Here is a 20,026-nt window from a genome sequence, read left to right as displayed (position 1 = left end):
CAATGTAAAGGTAGAATCGTATGAACGCATTTAAGCAATTTTGGATACAGTATGCAGATTTTTCAAGTAAGACCAGTCGGGCCCATTTTTGGCTAGCTTTTTTCTGGAATTCCCTGATTTCTTTGCCTCTTTGGTTTTTTTACATCGTGACCTCTTTATCCCATCAAAATGCTCAAGAAACGCTCAATTTTTCAACTGTTCATTCTAAGACAGGTTTATGGGCGCTCGCTTTCTTAGCATTCTTTTACTTCCTCATTTTAGTACCCAGTCAAGCCATTTGTGTACGTCGCTTGCGGGATGCGGGAATCCATTGGTCTTGGATCTTTTTGAACCTTGGACCGGTTCTGCTCTATTTGTTGACGGGGCTAGATATTTTCCTATTTCTTTGGGGGATTACAGTTATTTCTCTCTTGATTCTCATGATGCTTCCAGGGAAAAACACCTTCCCACAACCAGTAGAAACTCCTATGGGAGTGGCTTCTGAACCACAGGTCACAGCGACAGGGGGGAGCTTTGGCGGCAACTCGTTTGAGCAAATTCCAAATTTTGTAGCAGCACCTGATTTGTCTGATGAAAAACCACCATTGGAACAAAAAATGGCTGCTGAACACGAAATACACTAGACTGATAGAGATAAGAGAGTTTCATGCAAGCAATTACCGACATTAAACATCTGACGGTTCAAACTCTGCCTCCTATTCTTGTCTTGACGGGTGAGGATGTAGGTCAATTTGAATGGTTAAAAAAAGACATTTTAAAAAAAATAGGCTATGATCCCTCAGATTTGAATTATTCTTATTTTGATATGAAGGAAGCCTCCTATGCTGAAGTCGAGCTAGATTTGGTCAGTCTTCCCTTTTTTGCAGATGAAAAAATCGTGATTTTGGATCACTTATTGGATTTGACCACTGCCAAAAAACGCAATTTAACCGATGAAGATCTGAAGCAATTTGAAAATTATCTGGAAAATCCTTCTGAATCAACCCGTTTGGTGATATTTGCAGAAGGAAAATTAGATAGTAAGCGTCGCTTAGTCAAACTCCTAAAACGGGATGCCCAGATCATTGAAGCAACAACACCTAAAGAGCAAGATTTAAAGCGTTATTTTGCAAGTCAGGCCCAAGAATTGGGCTTGCAGTTTGTGGGCGATTCCTTGGACCAGCTACTCTTAAAATCTGGCTATGATTTTGGAGAGTTACAGAAGAATCTCGCTCTGTTGCAGGCTTATAAAGAAGATGGTCAGATTACCCTCCAAGATATCAAGGAGGTTGTTCCAAAGTCCTTGCAAGATAATATTTTTGATCTGACACAGATGATTCTCAAACGCCAAATCGATCAAGCCCGGAATTTGGTTAAGGATCTCCGCTTACAAGGAGAAGATGAAATAAAATTGATCGCTATTTTGTTGGGACAATTCCGAATGTTTTCTCAAGTTAAAATTTTCTCAGAAGAAGGCCAATCCGAAAGCCAAATTGTAGCGAGCTTGTCGGAGTTGTCAGGACGCAAGGTCAATCCTTATCAGGTGAAGTTTGCCTTACGGGATAGCCGCAGGCTTTCCTTGTCCTTTTTGAAGCAAGCTATGATAACCTTCATCGAGACGGATTATGCGATTAAAAGTGGAACATATGAAAAAGACTACTTATTTGATTTGGCCCTGTTGAAAGTAGCTAATAACGTCTAACGATGAATGAAATCGCAAGCAGATTAGTTGAATAATTTAGCTGTTTACGTTATCATCAAGTCAGTAATAAAGAAAAGAGGACCATAAAATGGCTATCATTTTACCAGAATTACCATATGCTTATGATGCATTGGAACCTTATATCGATGAAGAGACCATGCATTTGCACCATGATAAACACCATCAAACATATGTAAACAATGTGAATGCAGCTCTTGAAAAACATCCTGAAATTGGAGAAGACCTTGAAAGCTTGTTAGCTGATGTTGAATCCATTCCAGCTGACATTCGCCAAGCTGTGATCAACAATGGTGGTGGTCATTTGAACCACGCTCTTTTCTGGGAATTGATGACTCCAGAACAAACAGCTCCTTCAGCAGAACTTGCTGCAGCGATTGATGCTACATTTGGTTCATTTGAAGACTTCAAAGCAGCCTTCACAGCAGCAGCAACGACACGTTTTGGTTCTGGCTGGGCATGGTTGGTTGTCAACAAAGAAGGCAAACTCGAAGTGACTTCAACAGCAAACCAAGATACACCAATCTCTGAAGGTAAAACACCAATCCTTGGTTTGGATGTTTGGGAACATGCCTACTACGTGAAATACCGTAACGTACGTCCTGACTACATCAAAGCTTTCTTCTCAGTGATTAACTGGAATAAAGTGAATGAATTGTTTGCAGCAGCAAAATAATAAAATGAAGGAATCTATAAGAGCAAGTATTGGCTCTTATAGATTTTTTTATTTGCATCCGAAAAATCGGAGTATAATTTCTTGCGTTTGGTCAGGAAAATGATACACTAGTAGGAGTGTGTCTTACTTGTCTGAAGCCTGGTTTGAAGGGCCTAGGCAAGGAAAAGATAAACCTTAAAATGAAAACTGAAACATTCAGGGAGAAATGAAATGACTAGTATTACCATTACTAAAGGAGCCGTTGAGACGCCTATCTATTTGCGGATGTTGAATCGTCATGGCTTGATTGCAGGTGCAACAGGAACAGGAAAAACGGTTACTCTCAAGGTCCTAACAGAAAAATTAAGCAAAGAAGGTATTCCGGTCTTTCTAGCCGATATCAAGGGAGATTTATCTGGCTTAGCCAAAGCCGGGCAATGGACGCCAAAACTGGAAGAACGCTACAAGCTTCTTGGGATCACAGATCCGTTTGAGCCACAAGCTTTCCCTGTTCGATTGTGGGACGTCTTTGGCCAAGCTGGTCATCCTGTTCGGGCGACTGTCGAAGGGATGGGGTCATTGCTTTTTTCTCGTCTGCTTGATTTGAATGAAACCCAATCAGGAATTCTCGCAATTGTCTTTAAAGTGGCCCAAGAGAAAGATTGGCCCTTGATTGATTTGAAGGACCTACAAAGCCTTTTAAAGGAAGTCTATGAGCACAGTTCAGACTATTCAGCCCAATATGGCAATATCACCAAACAATCTGTCGGAGCCATCCAAAGAAGTCTCTTGGTTCTTGAAGAAGAAGGAGCAGATCAGTTTTTCGGAGAGCCAGCACTTGATTTAAATGATTTCATGCAACTCGATGCATCTGGTCGTGGGTATATCAATATTCTTTCGGCTACAAAGCTCTTTCATTCACCAAAATTGTACTCAACCTTTTTGATTTGGATGCTGTCTCGTCTTTTTGAAACACTTCCAGAGGTTGGGGATCCTGAAAAGCCAAAACTGGTCTTCTTCTTTGATGAAGCGCATCTCCTCTTTAAGGATGCAAGCAAGCTCTTTCTTGAGAAGGTCGAGCAAGTGGTACGCCTGATTCGTTCGAAGGGTGTAGGGATTTACTTTATTACCCAGAATCCTCAAGATCTTCCAGAATCTGTTTTGGCACAGCTTGGAAATCGTGTTCAGCATGCGCTTCGAGCTTATACACCCAAAGAAATGAAGGCAATTAAGGTTGCTGCCCAAAGTTTTCGTCCGAATCCAGATTTTGATACAGAAACAGTGATCACAGAATTAGGGACAGGGGAAGCCTTGGTTTCTTTCCTCAATGAGAAGGGGCAGCCTAGTGTGGTTGAGCGTGCTTATATTCTCTCTCCTCAATCGAGTTTTGACCTCTTAAATGAGAGTGAACAATTGGCCTTGATCACGACATCGCCTTTCCATCAAAAGTATGCGACGACGATTGATCGAGAATCTGCCTATGAAAAATTAGCAGCTAAAGCAAGCAAGGAAGCAAAAGAAAAAGAGCAAAAAGAAGCAGAAAAGGAAGAGGCTGCAGCAGATAAGGCGGCTCAAAAACGTAGTCCAGGTCGTCCAAGAAAATCCAGTCTTGAAAAGGCAAAAGATTCCTTTTTGAGTTCCTTATTCCGGACGATTGCGCGTGAGATTGCTAAGCTAATTATGGGCTCCTTTAAACGGAAATAAGCCTTTTATGAAAAGAAATAAACTTTTTAAAAAGAAACCGTTTTCTCTTTCTGATAATTCTTGTTATTTTCAGTAGAATCTTTTATAATTAATCTCGTATGAAAAAATATTTTAATCTACGCTCGATCATGATTGCGATCAGTATTTTATTGTGCTTAGTGGGAACAAGCGCACTGGGCTACTTGCATGTTACGCAACCAACAGCATCAGCAATTGAAAAAAAAGCAAAGAAAACAAAAGAAGCAAAAGAACAAGATATCGAAAAGTCTACCCCTGAGACGAAAAAACCGCGTGTCAAATCTCCTGAAGCTAAGCAAGCAGTAGTCGATGCAGACATGGAAACGATGAGTGCTTATGGCCTTGTCTATGATTATGCTAATAAAGGCTTGGTAGAGGTTGTTCAGGATTTCCTAGCGGAAAGTGGAATTGATCCGTCACAAGTTGCCTTCACGTATCGCAATGCCATTACTGGAGAGCAATTTGCCATGAATGATCTTCAACCAATGACGGCAGGTAGTACCTATAAGCTACCCTTGAACATGTTGGTGGTGGATGAAGTCGCAAAGGGCAAACTCAATTTAACAGACCGGTTTGACATTACCAATACCTACTATGAATATGTAGGAGAGCATGACAATTATGTTGCTGCCTTTGATGGAGCCATGTCTATCCCTGATATGCAGCGCTATTCATTGGTTTACTCTGAAAATACCCCAGCCTATGCCTTGGCAGATCGTTTAGGGGGGATGGAGCAAGCACGCAAGTTATTCAGTCGCTATGGTCAATCCCGTTCACCAGAAGTCAAAACCTTTAGCGAAGATAATAAAACGACAACGGATTATTACATCCATGTCTTAGAATATCTTTGGAATCATCAAGAAAAATATGCAGATTTACTAGAACTGATCGGGGAGTCTTTCCCAGGTGAGTACTATAAAAAATTCTTGCCAGATTTGGTGATTCAACAAAAACCAGGGTATGTTGCTGAAGCACTTAATGTGGATGCGATTGTCCATGAATCGACTCCTTATTTGGTTGCCATCTACACTGCAGGACTTGGAGGGACGACTCCAGAAAGTTCTGAAATCAGTGGCGTTGGTCTTTATCAATTAGGGCAACTGGCTTATGTTATCAATGAATGGCATCGTGTCAATATGAATGAATAATTGACGGAAGAGGCTGGGACAAAAGTCCTGGCCTCTTCAATTGTCTTTGGATTATCGAGCAAGACGCAGTGGTTGAGTGGGCTCTACTACGCTGATTTCATCAGCTTTTACAGCCCTACTCAACTGTGCGGAGGTAGGACGACGAAATCGAATTCTAACGAATTACCGATTTCTGTCCCACTCTCTTTTCTTCTATCACAGTAGCATAAAATTCACTTGGTGTTTCGAAATACTTTTCTGTTTTAAAGAGGCTTCTTTCCCTCTTCTATCAAAAAAATATGTTATACTAATTAATAGTAATAAGAGGAAGTATAAACATGATTACAAAGGAAGATTACCAGTTGCTCCGCTCGCATCCAGCCTTTTCTGCGCTACCAGTGGAGCTATTTGATAAATTAGCTGTTGAAATTCATGCCAGGGATATCCCTAAAGGACAAATTTTATTTTATGCAGGAGATAGGCGGGAGCGCATTTTTCTTCTGACAAAAGGCTTTGCTCGTATTGAGCAATTTGATTCGTCGGACCAATTCTCCTATATGGATTATATAAAGAAGGGGGCTCTGTTCCCTTATGGTGGGATGTTCAAGGATGAGCGTTACCATTATACAGCTAGTGCGGTGACGGATTTGCGTTGTTTCGTTATCCCCGTCAACCTCTATGAATTATATGCCCAAGAGAGTAAGGAGCAGTTGCTCTTTATTATGAGAAAGCTTTCCTCCATCCTAGAATTTCAAGAGTTGCGCTTGCGCAATGTCGTGACAGCTAGTGCCAGTGAGCGCGTGATTCAATCCTTAGCCATTCTGTGCAAGGACTATGAAAGCCTTGGAAATCAACTTCCATTTCCAATTAGTATGAAGGAAATGGCCAAATTAGCAGCCACAACCCGAGAAACCGTCAATCAAGTTTTAAAGAAACTCATCGATTCTCGTAAGATCCAGTATGAGAGAAAACAACTAACATTTCTAGATACAGCCTACTTTTTAAAGAGTTTTGAAGAGATCAACTAATTCGTTGATCTTTTTTTATTTTTTACAAAAAAATATATATTCATAAAAATAATATAAAAGGCAAAATATGCAAAGAAAACGCTTCATATTAACTAAAAAAATAGGAGGGATTCAAAAAAACGCCAAATTCTTTGCATTCAAAAAGTAGAATCCTTTGTGAAAGCGGTACCAATAAAGAATATAATAACAATTGTAATAAGCTTGTGAACAAGCTCAAAGAAAAAAGGAGGACTATAGATGTCTACACACCCAATTCATGTTTTCTCAGAAATTGGAAAACTGAAAAAAGTAATGTTGCACCGTCCAGGTAAAGAGTTGGAAAACTTGATGCCTGACTATCTTGAACGTCTTCTTTTTGATGATATTCCATTCTTGGAAGATGCTCAAAAAGAACACGACGCATTTGCTGAAGCACTTCGTAACGAAGGAATCGAAGTACTTTATCTTGAGCAGTTGGCTGCTGAATCATTGACTTCTCCAGAAATTCGCGATCAGTTCATCGAAGAATACCTTGAAGAAGCGAACATTCGTGGACGCCAAACAAAAATTGCGATCCGTGAATTGCTTCACAGCATTGAAGACAACCAAGAATTGGTTGAAAAAACAATGGAAGGGGTTCAAAAAGCTGAACTTCCAGAAATTCCTGAAGAAGCAAAAGGATTGACAGACCTTGTTGAATCTGACTATCCATTTGCTATCGACCCAATGACAAACTTGTACTTCACACGTGACCCATTTGCAACAATTGGTAATGCAGTATCATTGAACCACATGTACGCAGATACACGTAACCGTGAAACTTTGTATGGTAAATACATCTTCAAATACCACCCAGTTTACGGTGGAAAAGTTGAACTTGTCTACAACCGTGAAGAAGATACTCGTATCGAAGGTGGAGATGAGTTGGTACTTTCTAAAGATGTATTGGCAGTTGGTATCTCACAACGTACTGATGCTGCATCAATCGAAAAATTGTTGGTAAACATCTTCAAGAAGAACGTTGGCTTCAAGAAAGTATTGGCCTTCGAATTTGCTAACAACCGTAAATTCATGCACTTGGATACAGTATTCACAATGGTGGACTACGATAAATTCACAATCCACCCAGAAATCCAAGGTAACCTTCGCGTCTTCTCTGTAACTTATGAAAACGAACAATTGAAGATCGTTGAAGAAAAAGGTGATTTGGCTGAATTGCTTGCTGAAAACCTTGGTGTAGAAAAAGTTACTTTGATTCCATGTGGAGATGGCAACATCGTTGCTGCTGCACGTGAACAATGGAACGACGGATCAAATACTCTTACAATCGCACCAGGTGTGGTAGTAGTATACGACCGTAACACTGTTACCAACAAGAAATTAGAAGAATACGGACTTCGTTTGATCAAGATCCGCGGAAGTGAATTGGTTCGCGGTCGTGGTGGACCTCGTTGTATGTCAATGCCATTCGAACGTGAAGAAATCTAATCATCCTTCTACAGGTTAGACGGGCTCAGTGTCTAAACTGAGCCCTCTAAACTGATTGACAGGATCTTATCATGCATAATTAAAGGAGATAATTAATGACAACTTCAGTATTCCAAGGACGTAGCTTTTTAGCAGAAAAAGACTTTACACGTGCAGAGTTAGAATACCTTATCGGACTTTCAGCTCACTTGAAAGACCTTAAAAAACGCAACATCCAACACCACTACCTAGCTGGTAAAAACATTGCGCTTTTGTTTGAAAAAACTTCAACTCGTACTCGTGCAGCCTTCACTACTGCAGCCATCGACCTTGGTGCTCACCCAGAATACCTTGGTGCAAACGACATCCAACTTGGTAAAAAAGAATCTACAGAAGATACTGCAAAAGTTCTTGGACGTATGTTTGATGGTATTGAATTCCGTGGTTTCAGCCAACGTATGGTTGAAGAATTGGCTGAATTCTCAGGTGTTCCAGTATGGAATGGTTTGACTGACGAATGGCACCCAACTCAAATGCTTGCTGACTACTTGACTGTTCAAGAAAACTTTGGACGTTTGGAAGGTTTGACACTTGTATACTGTGGTGACGGACGTAACAACGTTGCAAACAGCCTTCTTGTAACAGGTGCTATCCTTGGTGTGAACGTACACATCTTCTCACCAAAAGAACTCTTCCCAGAACAAGAAATTGTTGAATTGGCAGAAGGATTTGCAAAAGAAAGTGGCGCTCATATCTTGATCACTGAAGATGCTGACGAAGCTGTGAAAGGTGCAGATGTACTTTACACTGACGTTTGGGTATCTATGGGTGAAGAAGACAAATTTGCAGAACGCGTTGCCCTTTTGAAACCTTACCAAGTGAACATGGAATTGGTTAAGAAAGCTGATAACGAAGACTTGATCTTCTTGCACTGCTTGCCAGCTTTCCACGACACAAACACTGTTTATGGTAAAGATGTTGCTGAAAAATTCGGCGTAAAAGAAATGGAAGTTACTGACGAAGTGTTCCGCAGCAAATATGCTCGTCACTTTGACCAAGCTGAAAACCGTATGCACACAATCAAAGCGGTTATGGCAGCTACTCTTGGTAACTTGTACATTCCAAAAGTTTAAGACTTTATAACCGTATACCAACAGCTATAGGGGCTGGACTGCTAGCTTTAGTCCTGCCCCTATTTTTTATAGAAAGGGAAAACCTATGTCAAGAAAAATCGTCGTTGCTTTGGGAGGAAACGCCATCCTTTCATCTGATCCTTCTGCAAAAGCTCAACAAGAAGCACTTGTAGAAACAGCAAAACACTTAGTAAAATTAATCAAAAATGGGGATGACTTGATCATCACTCACGGAAATGGTCCTCAAGTAGGAAACCTCTTGCTCCAACACTTGGCTGCAGATTCTGAAAAGAACCCAGCTTTCCCATTGGATTCATTAGTTGCTATGACCGAAGGAAGCATTGGCTACTGGCTTCAAAATGCTCTTCAAAATGCTCTTCTTGAAGAAGGAATTGAAAAAGATGTGGCTTCAGTTGTGACACAAGTCGTTGTGGATAAGAACGACCCAGCCTTTGTCAACCTCAGCAAACCAATCGGTCCATTCTACTCAGAAGAAGAAGCAAAAGCAGAAGCTGAAAAATCAGGAGCAACCTTCAAAGAAGATGCTGGTCGTGGCTGGCGTAAAGTTGTTGCTTCACCAAAACCAGTGGATATCAAAGAAATCAATACCATCCGTACCTTGTTGAACGACGGACAAGTCGTTGTTGCTGCTGGTGGTGGCGGTATCCCAGTTGTGAAAGAAGCAAATGGTAGCTTGACTGGTGTTGAAGCTGTTATCGATAAAGACTTTGCATCTCAACGTTTGGCTGAATTAGTAGAAGCAGACCTCTTCATCGTTTTGACAGGTGTGGACTATGTTTTTGTGAACTATAACAAACCAGACCAAGAAAAATTGGAACATGTCAATGTCGCTCAATTGGAAGAGTACATCAAACAAGATCAATTTGCACCAGGAAGCATGCTTCCTAAAGTAGAAGCTGCCATCGCCTTTGTAAACGGTCGTCCAGAAGGAAAAGCAGTCATCACTTCACTTGAAAACCTTGGCGCTTTGATTGAGTCTGAAAGTGGAACAATTATCGTTAAAGACTAATTCATGCACATGAGGAGGGGAGTAAATCTTATTTTTACAGGATTTTGTATAAAGATTCTCCCCTTGTTTTTTCTAAAAAAGATTAGGAAAAACTAGTTTTTTAATCTTAAATATGATAAAATAAACATATAGGTAAGCGCTTTCTAAAAGATAAACCTTTTGAAAGAGTCACTCAAACTTTGTTGCGTTAGGAGGATAAGCAAATGAGTGAAAAAGCGAAAAAAGGGTTTAAGATGCCTTCATCTTATACCGTATTGTTAATCATCATTGCCATTATGGCAGTGTTAACTTGGATTATTCCAGCTGGTCAATACAAAGTTGACGATGGTGGTGCCATCATCGCAGGTAGTTATGAAGCTGTGAAACAAAATCCTCAAGGGATTTGGGACGTCTTGATGGCCCCAATCAATGCCATGCTTGGTAAAGCACCAACCAGTGCAGCCATTGACGTAGCCTTCTTTATCTTGATGGTCGGTGGTTTCCTTGGTGTTGTGAACGAAACAGGTACCCTTGATGTAGGGATTGCTTCTATCGTTCGTAAATACAAAGGCCGCGAAAAAATGTTGATCTTGATCTTAATGCCATTGTTTGCCCTTGGTGGGACAACTTATGGTATGGGTGAGGAAACCATGGCCTTCTATCCACTTCTTGTACCTGTTATGATGTCTGTTGGTTTTGACAGCTTGACAGGGGTAGCCATTATCTTGCTTGGTTCACAGATTGGATGTTTGGCATCTACCTTGAACCCATTTGCGACAGTTATCGCATCTGATACTGCAGGTATCTCAAGTGCTTCAGGTCTCTTGCTTCGTTTAATCTTCTGGATTGTCATGACAGCCCTTAGCACCTACTATGTATACCGTTACGCTGATAAAATTCAAAAAGACCCAACCAAATCTCTCACCTATGCTACTCGTGAAGAAGATTTGAAACACTTCAACGTTGATAGTGGCGAAGAAATTCCTTCACAAATGAACAAGAAACAAAAACGTGTCTTGCTCGTCTTCATTTCAACATTCGTCATCATGGTTGCTGGATTTATCCCATTCAAAGATTTGGGTATTACATTCTTTGACAGCTTTAACGAGTCTCTCCATAAAGTTCCTTACCTTGGTCAATTGATCGGTAACACAGATGCTCTTGGTACTTGGTACTTCCCTCAAACAGCTATGCTCTTTGCCTTCATGGGAATCCTTGTTGGTATCATTTATGGCTTGAAAGAAGAACAAATCATTTCATCCTTCATGAATGGTGCAGCTGACCTCTTGAGTGTTGCTATTATCGTAGCAGTAGCACGTGGTATCCAAGTCATCATGAACGACGGTATGATCACTGCAACAATTCTTCACTGGGGTGAAGAAGGACTTAAAGGTCTTTCATCTCAATTGTTCATTGTCTTGACTTACATTTTCTACTTGCCAATGTCATTCTTGATTCCATCATCATCTGGTCTTGCCAGCGCGACAATGGGTATCATGGCACCTCTTGGTAAATTCGTCAATGTACCAGCTAGCTTGATTGTTACAGCTTACCAATCTGCATCTGGTGTCTTGAACTTGATCGCACCAACTTCAGGTATCGTAATGGGAGCTCTTGCTCTTGGACGTGTTGAATTGAGTGCATGGTGGAAATTCATGGGTAAATTGGTCGTAGCGATTGTAGTGATTACCATTGCCCTTCTTCTACTAGGAACTGTGGTTCCATTCTTACAATAGAATAAAGTAGGTGTTTCATGAAAAATAGAATAAAGGACGATGTAAAAGAGCAGTTTTTAACCTCTCTTCAAACCATCATTTCTTATCCTTCGGTTTTAAACGAAGGCGAAAATGGAACACCGTTTGGACAAGCTATCCAAGATGTCCTTGAGAAAACGTTAGAAATTGCTCAAGAAATGGGCTTTCAAACCTATCTAGATCCTGAAGGATACTATGGATATGCAGAGATCGGTCAGGGGGAAGAACTCCTGGCCGTTCTTTGTCACTTGGATGTTGTTCCAGCCGGTGATTTAGAAGATTGGCAGACGCCACCTTTTGAGGCGACTCTGAAAGATGGATGGTTGATCGGACGTGGAGTACAAGATGACAAGGGGCCATCCCTTGCGGCCCTTTACGCAGTTAAGAGTCTGCTTGACCAAGGACTTGTATTTACCAAACGGATTCGCTTTATATTTGGTACGGACGAGGAAACTCTCTGGCGCTGTATGAACCGCTACAATCAGCTAGAAGAAAAAGCAGATCTTGGCTTTGCTCCAGATTCGTCCTTCCCATTAACCTATGCTGAAAAAGGCTTGTTACAAGTGAAATTGCATGGCCCAGGTTGGGATGATCTTCCTTTACAGGCTGGTCAGGCCCTCAATGTTGTTCCAGATAAAGCGACCTATGCAGGTCATCGTTTAGAAGAATTGCTTCCCGTTTTGGATCAAAGTGGGGTTCAGTATAGCCAAACAGAAGATTCTGTAATGGTTATGGGAGTTTCAAAGCACTCCAAAGATGCAGCCGAAGGAGTGAATGCCATTGTCGGTTTAGCGGAAAGTCTGTCCCTCATCCAACCCCACCCAGCCTTGCTCTTTATTGCAGATGCTGTTGGTGAGGATGCAACTGGAGAAGCCCTATTTGGAAAAATTACAGATGAACCAAGTGGGGATCTTTCCTTCAACCTTGCGACCCTTGTGATCGATCAAGAGCAATCGGAAATTGGAATTGATATTCGAATTCCAGTCCTTGTAGATAAGGAGAATTTAGTGGCTCGTCTGCAAGAAATTGCGGCTAGCTATCAGTTAGAGTATGAAGAATTTGACTATTTGGCTCCTTTATATGTACCGCTAGATAGTCCTTTAGTCAGCTCTTTGATGGCCGTTTACCAGGAAGAAACTGGGGATAGGACACCAGCCATGTCTTCAGGTGGTGCGACATTTGCACGAACTATGGAAAACTGTGTAGCTTTCGGCGCTCTTTTCCCAGGTGCAGAACAGACCGAGCACCAGGCCAATGAACGAGCAAAAATTGACGATCTCTACGCTGCGATGGAAATCTATCGAGAAGCCATTCAGCGCCTAGCGACAAAATAAAAAGTTTGGAAACCAAGTTTCCAAACTTTTTATTTACTAAAGAAGAAGGGTGGGGTGAATTCTTTTAATTTTTCAAAACAATCCAAAGCTCCTTGGTTGTCTTCGCAGATGACCAAACAGACATCGTCTCCGCAGATGGTCGCTACAATTTCTTGGAGTTCCAATGCATCTAAGATCGCTCCAAAGGATTGGGCAAGACCTGGAAGAGTTTTTACAACGACCTGGTTTTGAACGGGCCGTAACATAACTAAGGCATCTTCCATATACATCCGCAGGCGCTTTTCCCAACGGGAAGGAGCGATGGTGTTCATGGCATAGTAGGAACTATCCCCCTCGTTAATTTTTACTAGATTCAAGGATTTGACATCCCGTGAAAGGGTAGACTGGGTAACGAGAACGCCATTAGCTTCTAAGGCTTCTTGAAGTTCTTGTTGGGTATGAATCCTACGCTCAGAAATGATAGAGCGGATCAAGCGGTGGCGACTTTCAATTTTATTCATGAGAGACTCCTTTACTTGATGAACATAGCATCCCCAAAACTGAAGAATCGGTAGCGTTCTTGAATCGCATGGTGGTATGCTTCGAGGGTTAATTCACGGCCGGCAAAGGCAGAAACCAACATGACCAGAGTTGATTTTGGAAGGTGGAAGTTGGTTGAAAAGGCATCGACGACTTTCCATTCATAACCAGGCTTGATAAAAATATTGGTCCAGCCTGAATCGGCTTGGATATCACCATCAAATTTGTTTCCAATCGTTTCAAGAGTTCGGATAGAAGTCGTTCCGACGGCTACGATGCGTTTCCCTGCAGCTTTTACCTGACGAAGGGTCGCAGCAGCTTCTTCAGAAAGTTGGTAGAATTCAGAGTGCATCTCATGGTCTTCAAGATTGTCCACAGATACTGGACGGAAGGTTCCTAGGCCCACATGAAGGGTCAAATAGACCAGGTGAACCCCTTTTGCTTCAATTTTTTGGAGCAATTCTTGGGTGAAATGAAGACCTGCCGTCGGAGCTGCAGCAGAACCATTTTCTTTGGCGTAAACGGTTTGGTAACGCTCGCGGTCAGCCAGTTTTTCATGGATATAGGGAGGAAGTGGCATTTCACCAAGGCTTTCCAAAACTTCTAAAAAGATCCCTTGGTAGTAGAAGCGAACGATACGGCCTCCGTGCTCTAATTCTTCCTCAACGGTTGCGGTCAATCGACCATCTCCGAAGCTGACTGTGGCCCCTACCTTTAAGCGTTTTGCAGGTTTTGCCAAGACTTCCCAACAGTCATCTTGCGTATTTTTAAGGAGAAGGAATTCGACGTGACCACCTGTTTCTGGTTTGACTCCATGAAGGCGGGCTGGTAGAACGCGCGTATTGTTCATGACAAGAGCATCTCCTGGCTCTAATTCATCCAAAATTGCATCAAAATGACGGTCTTGGAATTGCCCTGTTTTTCGATCGAGGATCAAGAGTTTAGAGGCATCTCGTTTTTCAAGAGGGGTTTGAGCAATCAGTTCTTCAGGCAAATCAAAGTCAAAGTCGTTGGTATTCATTTGCGCTCCTTTTATAATAAATTTGTGAGTAGATAGATGGTAGTCCCGACAGCTAAGAGCATCAGGCTGATTCCCATCAAAAAGATCAGGACCTTGAGAATCTTTCTTTGATGAATCAAGAAAGATAAGAGAAAGACAAGGAGTCCGATCAAAAAAATGATGAATAATAGTGATACAATCATACCTTTCATTATATCACGAATCGACTTGAAAATGAAAAAAACGCCAGAAAAAGATAGCGGTTTCACTTGACAAAAATTGGTCTATACCATATAATAAAAGCATAGAGAAATAGGAGGTCTATCCAATGAAAATTATTGAAGTAAAGGACCAAATTGAGGGTGGAAAAGTTGCCTTTGATATATTGAAAGAAAGATTACAGGAAGGTGCGCAAACCTTAGGTCTTGCGACAGGAAGCAGTCCCCTTGAGTTTTATAAACAAATTCGTGAAAGTGATTTGGATCTGTCCAATCTAATCAGTGTGAACTTAGATGAATACGTAGGCTTGACGGGAGATGATCCTCAATCTTATCGGTATTTCATGGAGAAAAATCTCTTTGATGCCAAACCATTCAAAGAAAGCTATCTCCCATCAGGTGTAGAAGAATCTGCCGATCAGGAAGTGATCCGTTATAACAAAATACTCGAAGACCATCCAGTGGATCTTCAAATCTTGGGAATCGGACGCAATGGGCATATCGGTTTTAATGAGCCAGGGACATCCTTTGATAGTCAGACCCACTTAGTTCAGTTGGATGCCTCTACCATTGAGGCTAATTCTCGTTTCTTTGATAAGATCGAAGATGTACCAACCCAAGCCATTTCGATGGGGATTGCCAATATCTTAGCTGCGAAATCAATTGTCTTGTTTGCTTATGGGGAATCAAAAGCCCAAGCAATCAAAGGTACAGTAGAGGGTGAAAGGACAGAAAAAGTGCCAGCTAGTGCCCTTCAAGGACATCCAAATGTGACCATTATTGCGGATAAGGAAGCCTTGAGCTTGTTAAGTCGATAAAAAACAGGACCTATCGCCGATTTATTCGGGCCAGATAGGTTTTTTTCTGCTTCAAAATATGGTACAATACAAGTAATTATCTGCTGGGATTAGCTCTTTTCATCTACTGGGAGACAAGAGGAAAGGGCATGAGGGCTAGAAGCTTATTTTAGCCTCCAGCTGATTAGTCTGTTATAAAGGAAAAGTTTATGATAAAAAAATATTTGATCCATATTTGCCTCCTTCTGAGTCTCTTATGCCAGCCAATTCTAGCGAGTGCGGATGAATTGGTGGATATGGCGCAAAAGATGTATCCAAATGACAATGTCCAAGCCATTAACCGTCCACATTCTTCGCTTATTATTGACGGAAATACGGGCAATGTTCTTTGGAAAGACAATATCGATGAAGTCAGAGATCCTGCCAGCATGAGTAAGCTCATGACGCTCTATCTCTTGTTTGAAGATATGGCAAATGGCAAGATCAGTAAGGATACAGTGATCAAGGCGACCGCTTCAGACCAAGCGATCGGAAAGATCTATGAGATCTCCAACAATAATATTGTTGCTGGGGTAGACTACACAATTCCTGAGTTGATTACCATGACAGTGGTTCCATCCTCAAATGTATCGACCCTCATGTTGGCCAATCTTATGTCCAACAATGATCCAGATGCCTTTATCGAGCGCATGAATGCCAAGGCTAAGGAATTAGGGATGACCAACACGGTCTGGAATAACCCGAGTGGGGCGGCCATCTCCACCTTGCAAGGCTACTATCAGGTAAACAATTATCCAAATGATGCGGCCAACCAGACAACTGCTCGTGATTTAGGAATTCTGGTTTATCATTTTATTAATCAATACCCAGATATTTTAAACTATACCAATCAAGCACAAGTCACGGTCAAAAAAGGGACTCCATATGAGGAAACCTTTGATACCTACAATTATTCATTGCCAGGAGCCAAGTATGCCTTGAAAGGTGTGGATGGTTTGAAAACTGGTTCAAGCCCTCGTGGAGCTTTCAACTATATTGCGACCATCAAACGGGGCAATCAGCGCTTAATTGCTGTCATTATGGGCGTAGGAGATTGGGCAGACCAAGATGGGGAATATTACCGCCATCCGTTTGGCAATGCCTTGATCGAAAAAGCCTATAAAGATTTTGGCTATAAAAAATTGTTAGATGCAGGTGTCCAGAAGATTGACGGCAAGACCTATACACTTGAAAAACCCTTCTATGCAACGGTCAAAAGAGGTGCTAAAGAACCGACCCTTGCGGTAAAAGATGGCTATCTGACAGTAGATAATGATCTCTACACCTTGTCTGAAGGTATCCGAGATGATATGAAGGTAGAAGAAGGGGCCAAGCCAGAGCTTGTCAAAGAAGCAGCAAGTGGGAAAAAGACAACGGCTAAGCACAGTAAATGGCTTTCGCTGGATCACTTCCTGATCTTGATTCCAATTCTCATTCTTGTCATCATTCTCTCGATTGAAAAACAAAGTCGTGAGAGACGCAAAAAAGATGCTCAAAAACGCTATAATAAAGAATAAAATAAAACCTAACTGATTGTCAGTTGGGTTTTGTCATTGTTCCATTATGATACTTTTAGAAAGGATGTAAATGAAAAAATTCCGAAATTCTTATGCGGCTTATATGCTGCTCTATAGTTTTTATTTTATGTCCACATCTCTCTTTACGACCCTCATTTCCGTCTATTTGATGGGAAAGCACTATAGTGCAACTCAAGTGTCGACTTTGGTATCGGTTGCCTTTTTCTTATCCATGGTAGCCCAACCCTTCTTTGGGTATATCAATGAGCGATTTGGAATCGTAAAAATGACGACCCTCAGTCTGAGTGTGATCATTGGTGGTGTCTTCGGTTTTCTTTGGGCCCCCAATCTCTTTTGGCTGACTGTTTTTTATGGGATTGTTCTAGTCTGTTTGAATGGGACAGCTCCCATGATGGAAGTTTTTGCAACGCAAAGTCCATACGCTTTTGGGAAGATTCGCGTTTGGGGAACCATTGGCTACTCGGTCGGTGTTCAAATAGCCGGCTGGGTCTATCATCAGTTTAGCCCCCAAGCTGTCTATTATACGGTTTTGATCACCATTGTACTCAGCATTTTCTGTCTAAGTGCCGTTCGGATGAAGACAAGAGAGAAAAAAGAAGAAAAGGTTAAAGAGCCAGTTTCTATTCGTCCCCTTCTTCACAATGGACCTTACCTCTTCTTTATCATTTTGATTGGCTTGGCTTCAGGGGTTGGAAATATTGGTCATACCTATATTCCTGAGCTACTCATGGATAGTGGTCTACCAGTTCATATTGCCTCAACAGTTGTGGCTATCTCCGTCGTAGTGGAAGCTCCCTTGATCTTTTTCTCTGATCGATTCATGGACCACTGGCCTTTACGGGTTTTGATCGCTCTTCCAATCGGGATTATTTTTGCTCAATATGTTGTCTACGCTCTTCCAAGTCCTGTCTTCTTAAAAGTGCTTTTGACTCTTTTAGCCAAGCATACAACAGGGATGGTTTTGATTATGGTCTCCTTACGGTTTATCGCCCAACAGGTAAATGGCAAAGACTTGGTTCTTGCTATGGCCATTGTCCAAGGAGCTCGTTATTTAGGAACCATTCTTTTACAACCCCTCGCAGCCCTCTGTATTGAAAGAGGCGGTTACCAAGTCATGAGTTTCTTTTTAGCAGGGGTTGTAGGGATCGTCTTTTTGCTGAGCTTTGCCTTAAAAATGCCCCAAGGGAAGGCTCACGGCCTTTTTGGTGGCAAAGTAGACTAATGAAATTGTTACAATTGTATGACTAATCATCGAGGAGTTGGACAGAAACACTGATTTCACAGTGTTTTGTCCGGCTTTTTTGATATTATTAAGAACTAGTAATTGATTTGGCAATCAAAGTATTCGATGGTAGAATGAGGTAAAATAAATATAAAGGAGACCATTTTATGAAAAAAATGATCTTATCGACAGCTGCTCTTTTGACGATTGTTTCCCTAGCTGCTTGTTCAAACAAACAAGACACAAAGAAGGAAACTTCAAATAGTCAATCAACTACTAAAGTGACGAGCAAATCTGCCAACACTTCAAAAAGCAAGGATACCTCAACAGATTCAGAAGAGACTTCATCTTCTAGCCTCTTAACAGACGCTGAAATCAGCAAGGCTAAAACAGTTGGAGACTTTAAAAAGTTGTTTGCAAAATTAATGGATCAATCTGTTTCTATTACTGAAGAAGCAGGTACTTCTGTGACAGGTTCTGCAAAAGAACAATACGATGCAATGATTAGTACCTTAAAGCAAGGATTAGAAAACCAAAAAGATATCTTTAATGAAAGCTTGGAAAGCATCGGTTCAGATAGTACTGTCGTTCCTAAAGAAGACCGTGAAGCTCTGATCGAAAGCTTGAAAGATGCTCGAGAAGAGTTGGAAAGTACTCGTAAAGAAATGAAAGATATGCAGAAAGAATTGAGTAAATCTCCTGTTGCTGATGATTCTAGTGACGATTCAGACTCAGATTCTGACGAATAATAGCAAAAAAAGGTTGGAAATTTCCAGCCTTTTTCTTATTTTTTTCGAATGATATAGATGAGGAGGTGGGGCTATGTTTATTGCCATGGATAAAAATAAAGAGCGCTGGAATTGTATGGAGGAGATTCCGCCTGTGACAGAAGGTCCCTTCTATTGCTTGGTTTGTCATAGTCCAGTGCGTCTAAAAAATGGCTCGGTTCTACGGGCTCATTTTGCTCATATAAAATTACAGCATTGTCCCTATCATCACGAAGCTGAGAGTTTTGAACATCTGGAATTGAAAGCTTGTCTTTATGATTGGGCCTCTAAGGAATCTAATACAGAGGTAGAAAGTTATTTAGCAGACTTTCAACAAATTGCCGATCTTTTGGTAGTAGACAAGAACTTAGCTTTGGAAGTGCAGTGCAGCTCCCTATCTTTAGAACGCTTGAAGGAGAGGAGCGATGCTTATCGATCCAACGGTTACCAGGTCTATTGGTTACTTGGTAAAAAGTTGTGGCTCAAGGAAAGACTAACAAAGCTACAGGCTGGCTTTCTTTATTTTAGTCAGAATCGAGGGTTCCATCTTTGGGAATTGGATCTGACAAAGAAAGAGCTACGTCTGCAATACCTCATTCATGAGGATTTACGAGGGCGATTGCATTATCAAACAGAAGTTTTCCCTTTTGGTCAAAGGTCTTTACTGGAAGTCTTACGGACCCCTTATCTTTCGCAACCCATGCAGCAAATGGCAGTCGAGCTCGATCGTACATTTTTAACGTATATACAGCAGCAACTCTTTTATCGTCATCCAAAGTGGCTGAAGCTTCAGGAAGAACTCTATTTGCAGGGACACCATCTGATGGAACTGGGGCTGGATTTCTTTTATCCTCTTTGTCGTCCGATCCTTTCACAGAACTTGCTCCAAATTGAAGAGGATGTAGAAGATTACTACCAGCAATTTATGGTCTATTATCAGTCGCAAGGGATCCAACCCGTTCAGATCCTTTATCCCCCACGTTTTTATGCTCAACAGAAAAGCTAACTTTCTAAGATAG

General features: G+C 41.4%; 19 protein-coding genes. 16 read left to right on the top strand and 3 right to left on the bottom strand.

Going from position 1 to position 20,026, the window contains the following annotated elements; translation table 11 throughout:
* Positions 1-20: 20 nt before the first annotated feature.
* The 11 genes from SM122_RS03880 (at position 21) to SM122_RS03830 (ending at position 12,907) form a co-directional block, all read left to right on the top strand.
* The gene (locus tag SM122_RS03880) at positions 21-623 is read left to right on the top strand and encodes a DUF805 domain-containing protein (RefSeq protein ID WP_031573501.1); all 603 of its coding nucleotides are present in this window, start codon (positions 21-23) and stop codon (positions 621-623) included.
* 23 nt (positions 624-646) lie between these two features.
* A complete protein-coding gene (holA, locus tag SM122_RS03875) occupies positions 647-1,681 on the top strand; it encodes a DNA polymerase III subunit delta (protein ID WP_049474295.1) in 1,035 nt (344 codons plus the stop codon).
* Between the two features lie 88 nt (positions 1,682-1,769).
* On the top strand, positions 1,770-2,375 hold the full coding sequence (gene sodA / locus SM122_RS03870; RefSeq protein WP_003006336.1) for a superoxide dismutase SodA: 606 nt from the start codon (positions 1,770-1,772) through the stop codon (positions 2,373-2,375).
* A gap of 210 nt (positions 2,376-2,585) precedes the next feature.
* Positions 2,586-4,058: a helicase HerA-like domain-containing protein gene (locus tag SM122_RS03865; RefSeq protein WP_324737812.1), complete on the top strand. Its 1,473-nt coding sequence runs from the start codon at positions 2,586-2,588 to the stop codon at positions 4,056-4,058.
* Positions 4,059-4,156: 98 nt separating this feature from the next.
* Positions 4,157-5,224 (top strand): serine hydrolase, encoded by a 1,068-nt coding sequence (locus tag SM122_RS03860; RefSeq protein WP_324737811.1) that lies wholly within the window; start codon positions 4,157-4,159, stop codon positions 5,222-5,224.
* Positions 5,225-5,541: 317 nt separating this feature from the next.
* Entirely contained in the window at positions 5,542-6,231 is a 690-nt protein-coding gene (locus SM122_RS03855) for a Crp/Fnr family transcriptional regulator (RefSeq protein ID WP_324737810.1), read from the top strand.
* Between the two features lie 237 nt (positions 6,232-6,468).
* Entirely contained in the window at positions 6,469-7,698 is a 1,230-nt protein-coding gene (gene arcA, locus SM122_RS03850) for an arginine deiminase (RefSeq protein ID WP_324737809.1), read from the top strand.
* Positions 7,699-7,793: 95 nt separating this feature from the next.
* Positions 7,794-8,810 carry an ornithine carbamoyltransferase gene (argF, locus tag SM122_RS03845; RefSeq protein ID WP_126403994.1) on the top strand — a complete coding sequence of 339 codons (1,017 nt, stop codon included), beginning with the start codon at positions 7,794-7,796 and terminating at the stop codon, positions 8,808-8,810.
* 85 nt (positions 8,811-8,895) lie between these two features.
* Positions 8,896-9,840 carry a carbamate kinase gene (gene arcC / locus SM122_RS03840; protein WP_048789627.1) on the top strand — a complete coding sequence of 315 codons (945 nt, stop codon included), beginning with the start codon at positions 8,896-8,898 and terminating at the stop codon, positions 9,838-9,840.
* 203 nt (positions 9,841-10,043) lie between these two features.
* Positions 10,044-11,555: a YfcC family protein gene (locus tag SM122_RS03835; protein WP_006596655.1), complete on the top strand. Its 1,512-nt coding sequence runs from the start codon at positions 10,044-10,046 to the stop codon at positions 11,553-11,555.
* A 17-nt stretch (positions 11,556-11,572) separates the two neighbouring features.
* Entirely contained in the window at positions 11,573-12,907 is a 1,335-nt protein-coding gene (locus tag SM122_RS03830) for a dipeptidase (protein WP_324737808.1), read from the top strand.
* Between the two features lie 29 nt (positions 12,908-12,936).
* On the opposite strand, the gene SM122_RS03825 is transcribed toward SM122_RS03830, so the two are convergent.
* The 3 genes from SM122_RS03825 to SM122_RS03815 are packed head-to-tail and all read right to left on the bottom strand — an operon-like array spanning position 12,937 to position 14,629.
* The gene (locus tag SM122_RS03825; RefSeq protein ID WP_003006364.1) at positions 12,937-13,407 is read right to left on the bottom strand and encodes an arginine repressor; all 471 of its coding nucleotides are present in this window, start codon (positions 13,405-13,407) and stop codon (positions 12,937-12,939) included.
* Positions 13,408-13,418: 11 nt separating this feature from the next.
* Positions 13,419-14,447, bottom strand: coding sequence for a tRNA preQ1(34) S-adenosylmethionine ribosyltransferase-isomerase QueA (gene queA / locus SM122_RS03820; RefSeq protein WP_303469383.1), 1,029 nt, complete (start codon positions 14,445-14,447; stop codon positions 13,419-13,421).
* Positions 14,448-14,458: 11 nt separating this feature from the next.
* Positions 14,459-14,629 carry a hypothetical protein gene (locus SM122_RS03815; RefSeq protein ID WP_003006369.1) on the bottom strand — a complete coding sequence of 57 codons (171 nt, stop codon included), beginning with the start codon at positions 14,627-14,629 and terminating at the stop codon, positions 14,459-14,461.
* A 125-nt stretch (positions 14,630-14,754) separates the two neighbouring features.
* On the opposite strand from SM122_RS03815, the gene SM122_RS03810 reads away from it, so the two are divergent.
* The 5 genes from SM122_RS03810 (at position 14,755) to SM122_RS03790 (ending at position 20,013) form a co-directional block, all read left to right on the top strand.
* Positions 14,755-15,462 carry a glucosamine-6-phosphate deaminase gene (locus SM122_RS03810; RefSeq protein WP_324737807.1) on the top strand — a complete coding sequence of 236 codons (708 nt, stop codon included), beginning with the start codon at positions 14,755-14,757 and terminating at the stop codon, positions 15,460-15,462.
* A 188-nt stretch (positions 15,463-15,650) separates the two neighbouring features.
* A complete protein-coding gene (locus SM122_RS03805; RefSeq protein WP_324737806.1) occupies positions 15,651-16,997 on the top strand; it encodes a DUF1958 domain-containing protein in 1,347 nt (448 codons plus the stop codon).
* 70 nt (positions 16,998-17,067) lie between these two features.
* Complete coding sequence (locus SM122_RS03800) at positions 17,068-18,240, top strand: MFS transporter (protein ID WP_195487053.1); 1,173 nt, start codon at positions 17,068-17,070, stop codon at positions 18,238-18,240.
* A 167-nt stretch (positions 18,241-18,407) separates the two neighbouring features.
* Positions 18,408-18,989 (top strand): lipoprotein, encoded by a 582-nt coding sequence (locus SM122_RS03795; protein WP_155168933.1) that lies wholly within the window; start codon positions 18,408-18,410, stop codon positions 18,987-18,989.
* Positions 18,990-19,062: 73 nt separating this feature from the next.
* Entirely contained in the window at positions 19,063-20,013 is a 951-nt protein-coding gene (locus SM122_RS03790) for a competence protein CoiA family protein (RefSeq protein ID WP_155168935.1), read from the top strand.
* Positions 20,014-20,026 lie beyond the last annotated feature (13 nt).

The organism is Streptococcus gingivalis, assembly GCF_035544715.1.
Classification (GTDB): domain Bacteria; phylum Bacillota; class Bacilli; order Lactobacillales; family Streptococcaceae; genus Streptococcus; species Streptococcus gingivalis.
This window is presented reverse-complemented; position numbering and strand designations above follow the sequence as displayed.

Coding starts and splice junctions, on each gene's coding strand:
- SM122_RS03880 (WP_031573501.1), top strand. CDS start 21: ATGAACGCATTTAAGCAATTTTGGATACAGTATGCAGATTTTTCAAGT.
- holA (WP_049474295.1), top strand. CDS start 647: ATGCAAGCAATTACCGACATTAAACATCTGACGGTTCAAACTCTGCCT.
- sodA (WP_003006336.1), top strand. CDS start 1,770: ATGGCTATCATTTTACCAGAATTACCATATGCTTATGATGCATTGGAA.
- SM122_RS03865 (WP_324737812.1), top strand. CDS start 2,586: ATGACTAGTATTACCATTACTAAAGGAGCCGTTGAGACGCCTATCTAT.
- SM122_RS03860 (WP_324737811.1), top strand. CDS start 4,157: ATGAAAAAATATTTTAATCTACGCTCGATCATGATTGCGATCAGTATT.
- SM122_RS03855 (WP_324737810.1), top strand. CDS start 5,542: ATGATTACAAAGGAAGATTACCAGTTGCTCCGCTCGCATCCAGCCTTT.
- arcA (WP_324737809.1), top strand. CDS start 6,469: ATGTCTACACACCCAATTCATGTTTTCTCAGAAATTGGAAAACTGAAA.
- argF (WP_126403994.1), top strand. CDS start 7,794: ATGACAACTTCAGTATTCCAAGGACGTAGCTTTTTAGCAGAAAAAGAC.
- arcC (WP_048789627.1), top strand. CDS start 8,896: ATGTCAAGAAAAATCGTCGTTGCTTTGGGAGGAAACGCCATCCTTTCA.
- SM122_RS03835 (WP_006596655.1), top strand. CDS start 10,044: ATGAGTGAAAAAGCGAAAAAAGGGTTTAAGATGCCTTCATCTTATACC.
- SM122_RS03830 (WP_324737808.1), top strand. CDS start 11,573: ATGAAAAATAGAATAAAGGACGATGTAAAAGAGCAGTTTTTAACCTCT.
- SM122_RS03825 (WP_003006364.1), bottom strand. CDS start 13,407: ATGAATAAAATTGAAAGTCGCCACCGCTTGATCCGCTCTATCATTTCT.
- queA (WP_303469383.1), bottom strand. CDS start 14,447: ATGAATACCAACGACTTTGACTTTGATTTGCCTGAAGAACTGATTGCT.
- SM122_RS03815 (WP_003006369.1), bottom strand. CDS start 14,629: ATGATTGTATCACTATTATTCATCATTTTTTTGATCGGACTCCTTGTC.
- SM122_RS03810 (WP_324737807.1), top strand. CDS start 14,755: ATGAAAATTATTGAAGTAAAGGACCAAATTGAGGGTGGAAAAGTTGCC.
- SM122_RS03805 (WP_324737806.1), top strand. CDS start 15,651: ATGATAAAAAAATATTTGATCCATATTTGCCTCCTTCTGAGTCTCTTA.
- SM122_RS03800 (WP_195487053.1), top strand. CDS start 17,068: ATGAAAAAATTCCGAAATTCTTATGCGGCTTATATGCTGCTCTATAGT.
- SM122_RS03795 (WP_155168933.1), top strand. CDS start 18,408: ATGAAAAAAATGATCTTATCGACAGCTGCTCTTTTGACGATTGTTTCC.
- SM122_RS03790 (WP_155168935.1), top strand. CDS start 19,063: ATGTTTATTGCCATGGATAAAAATAAAGAGCGCTGGAATTGTATGGAG.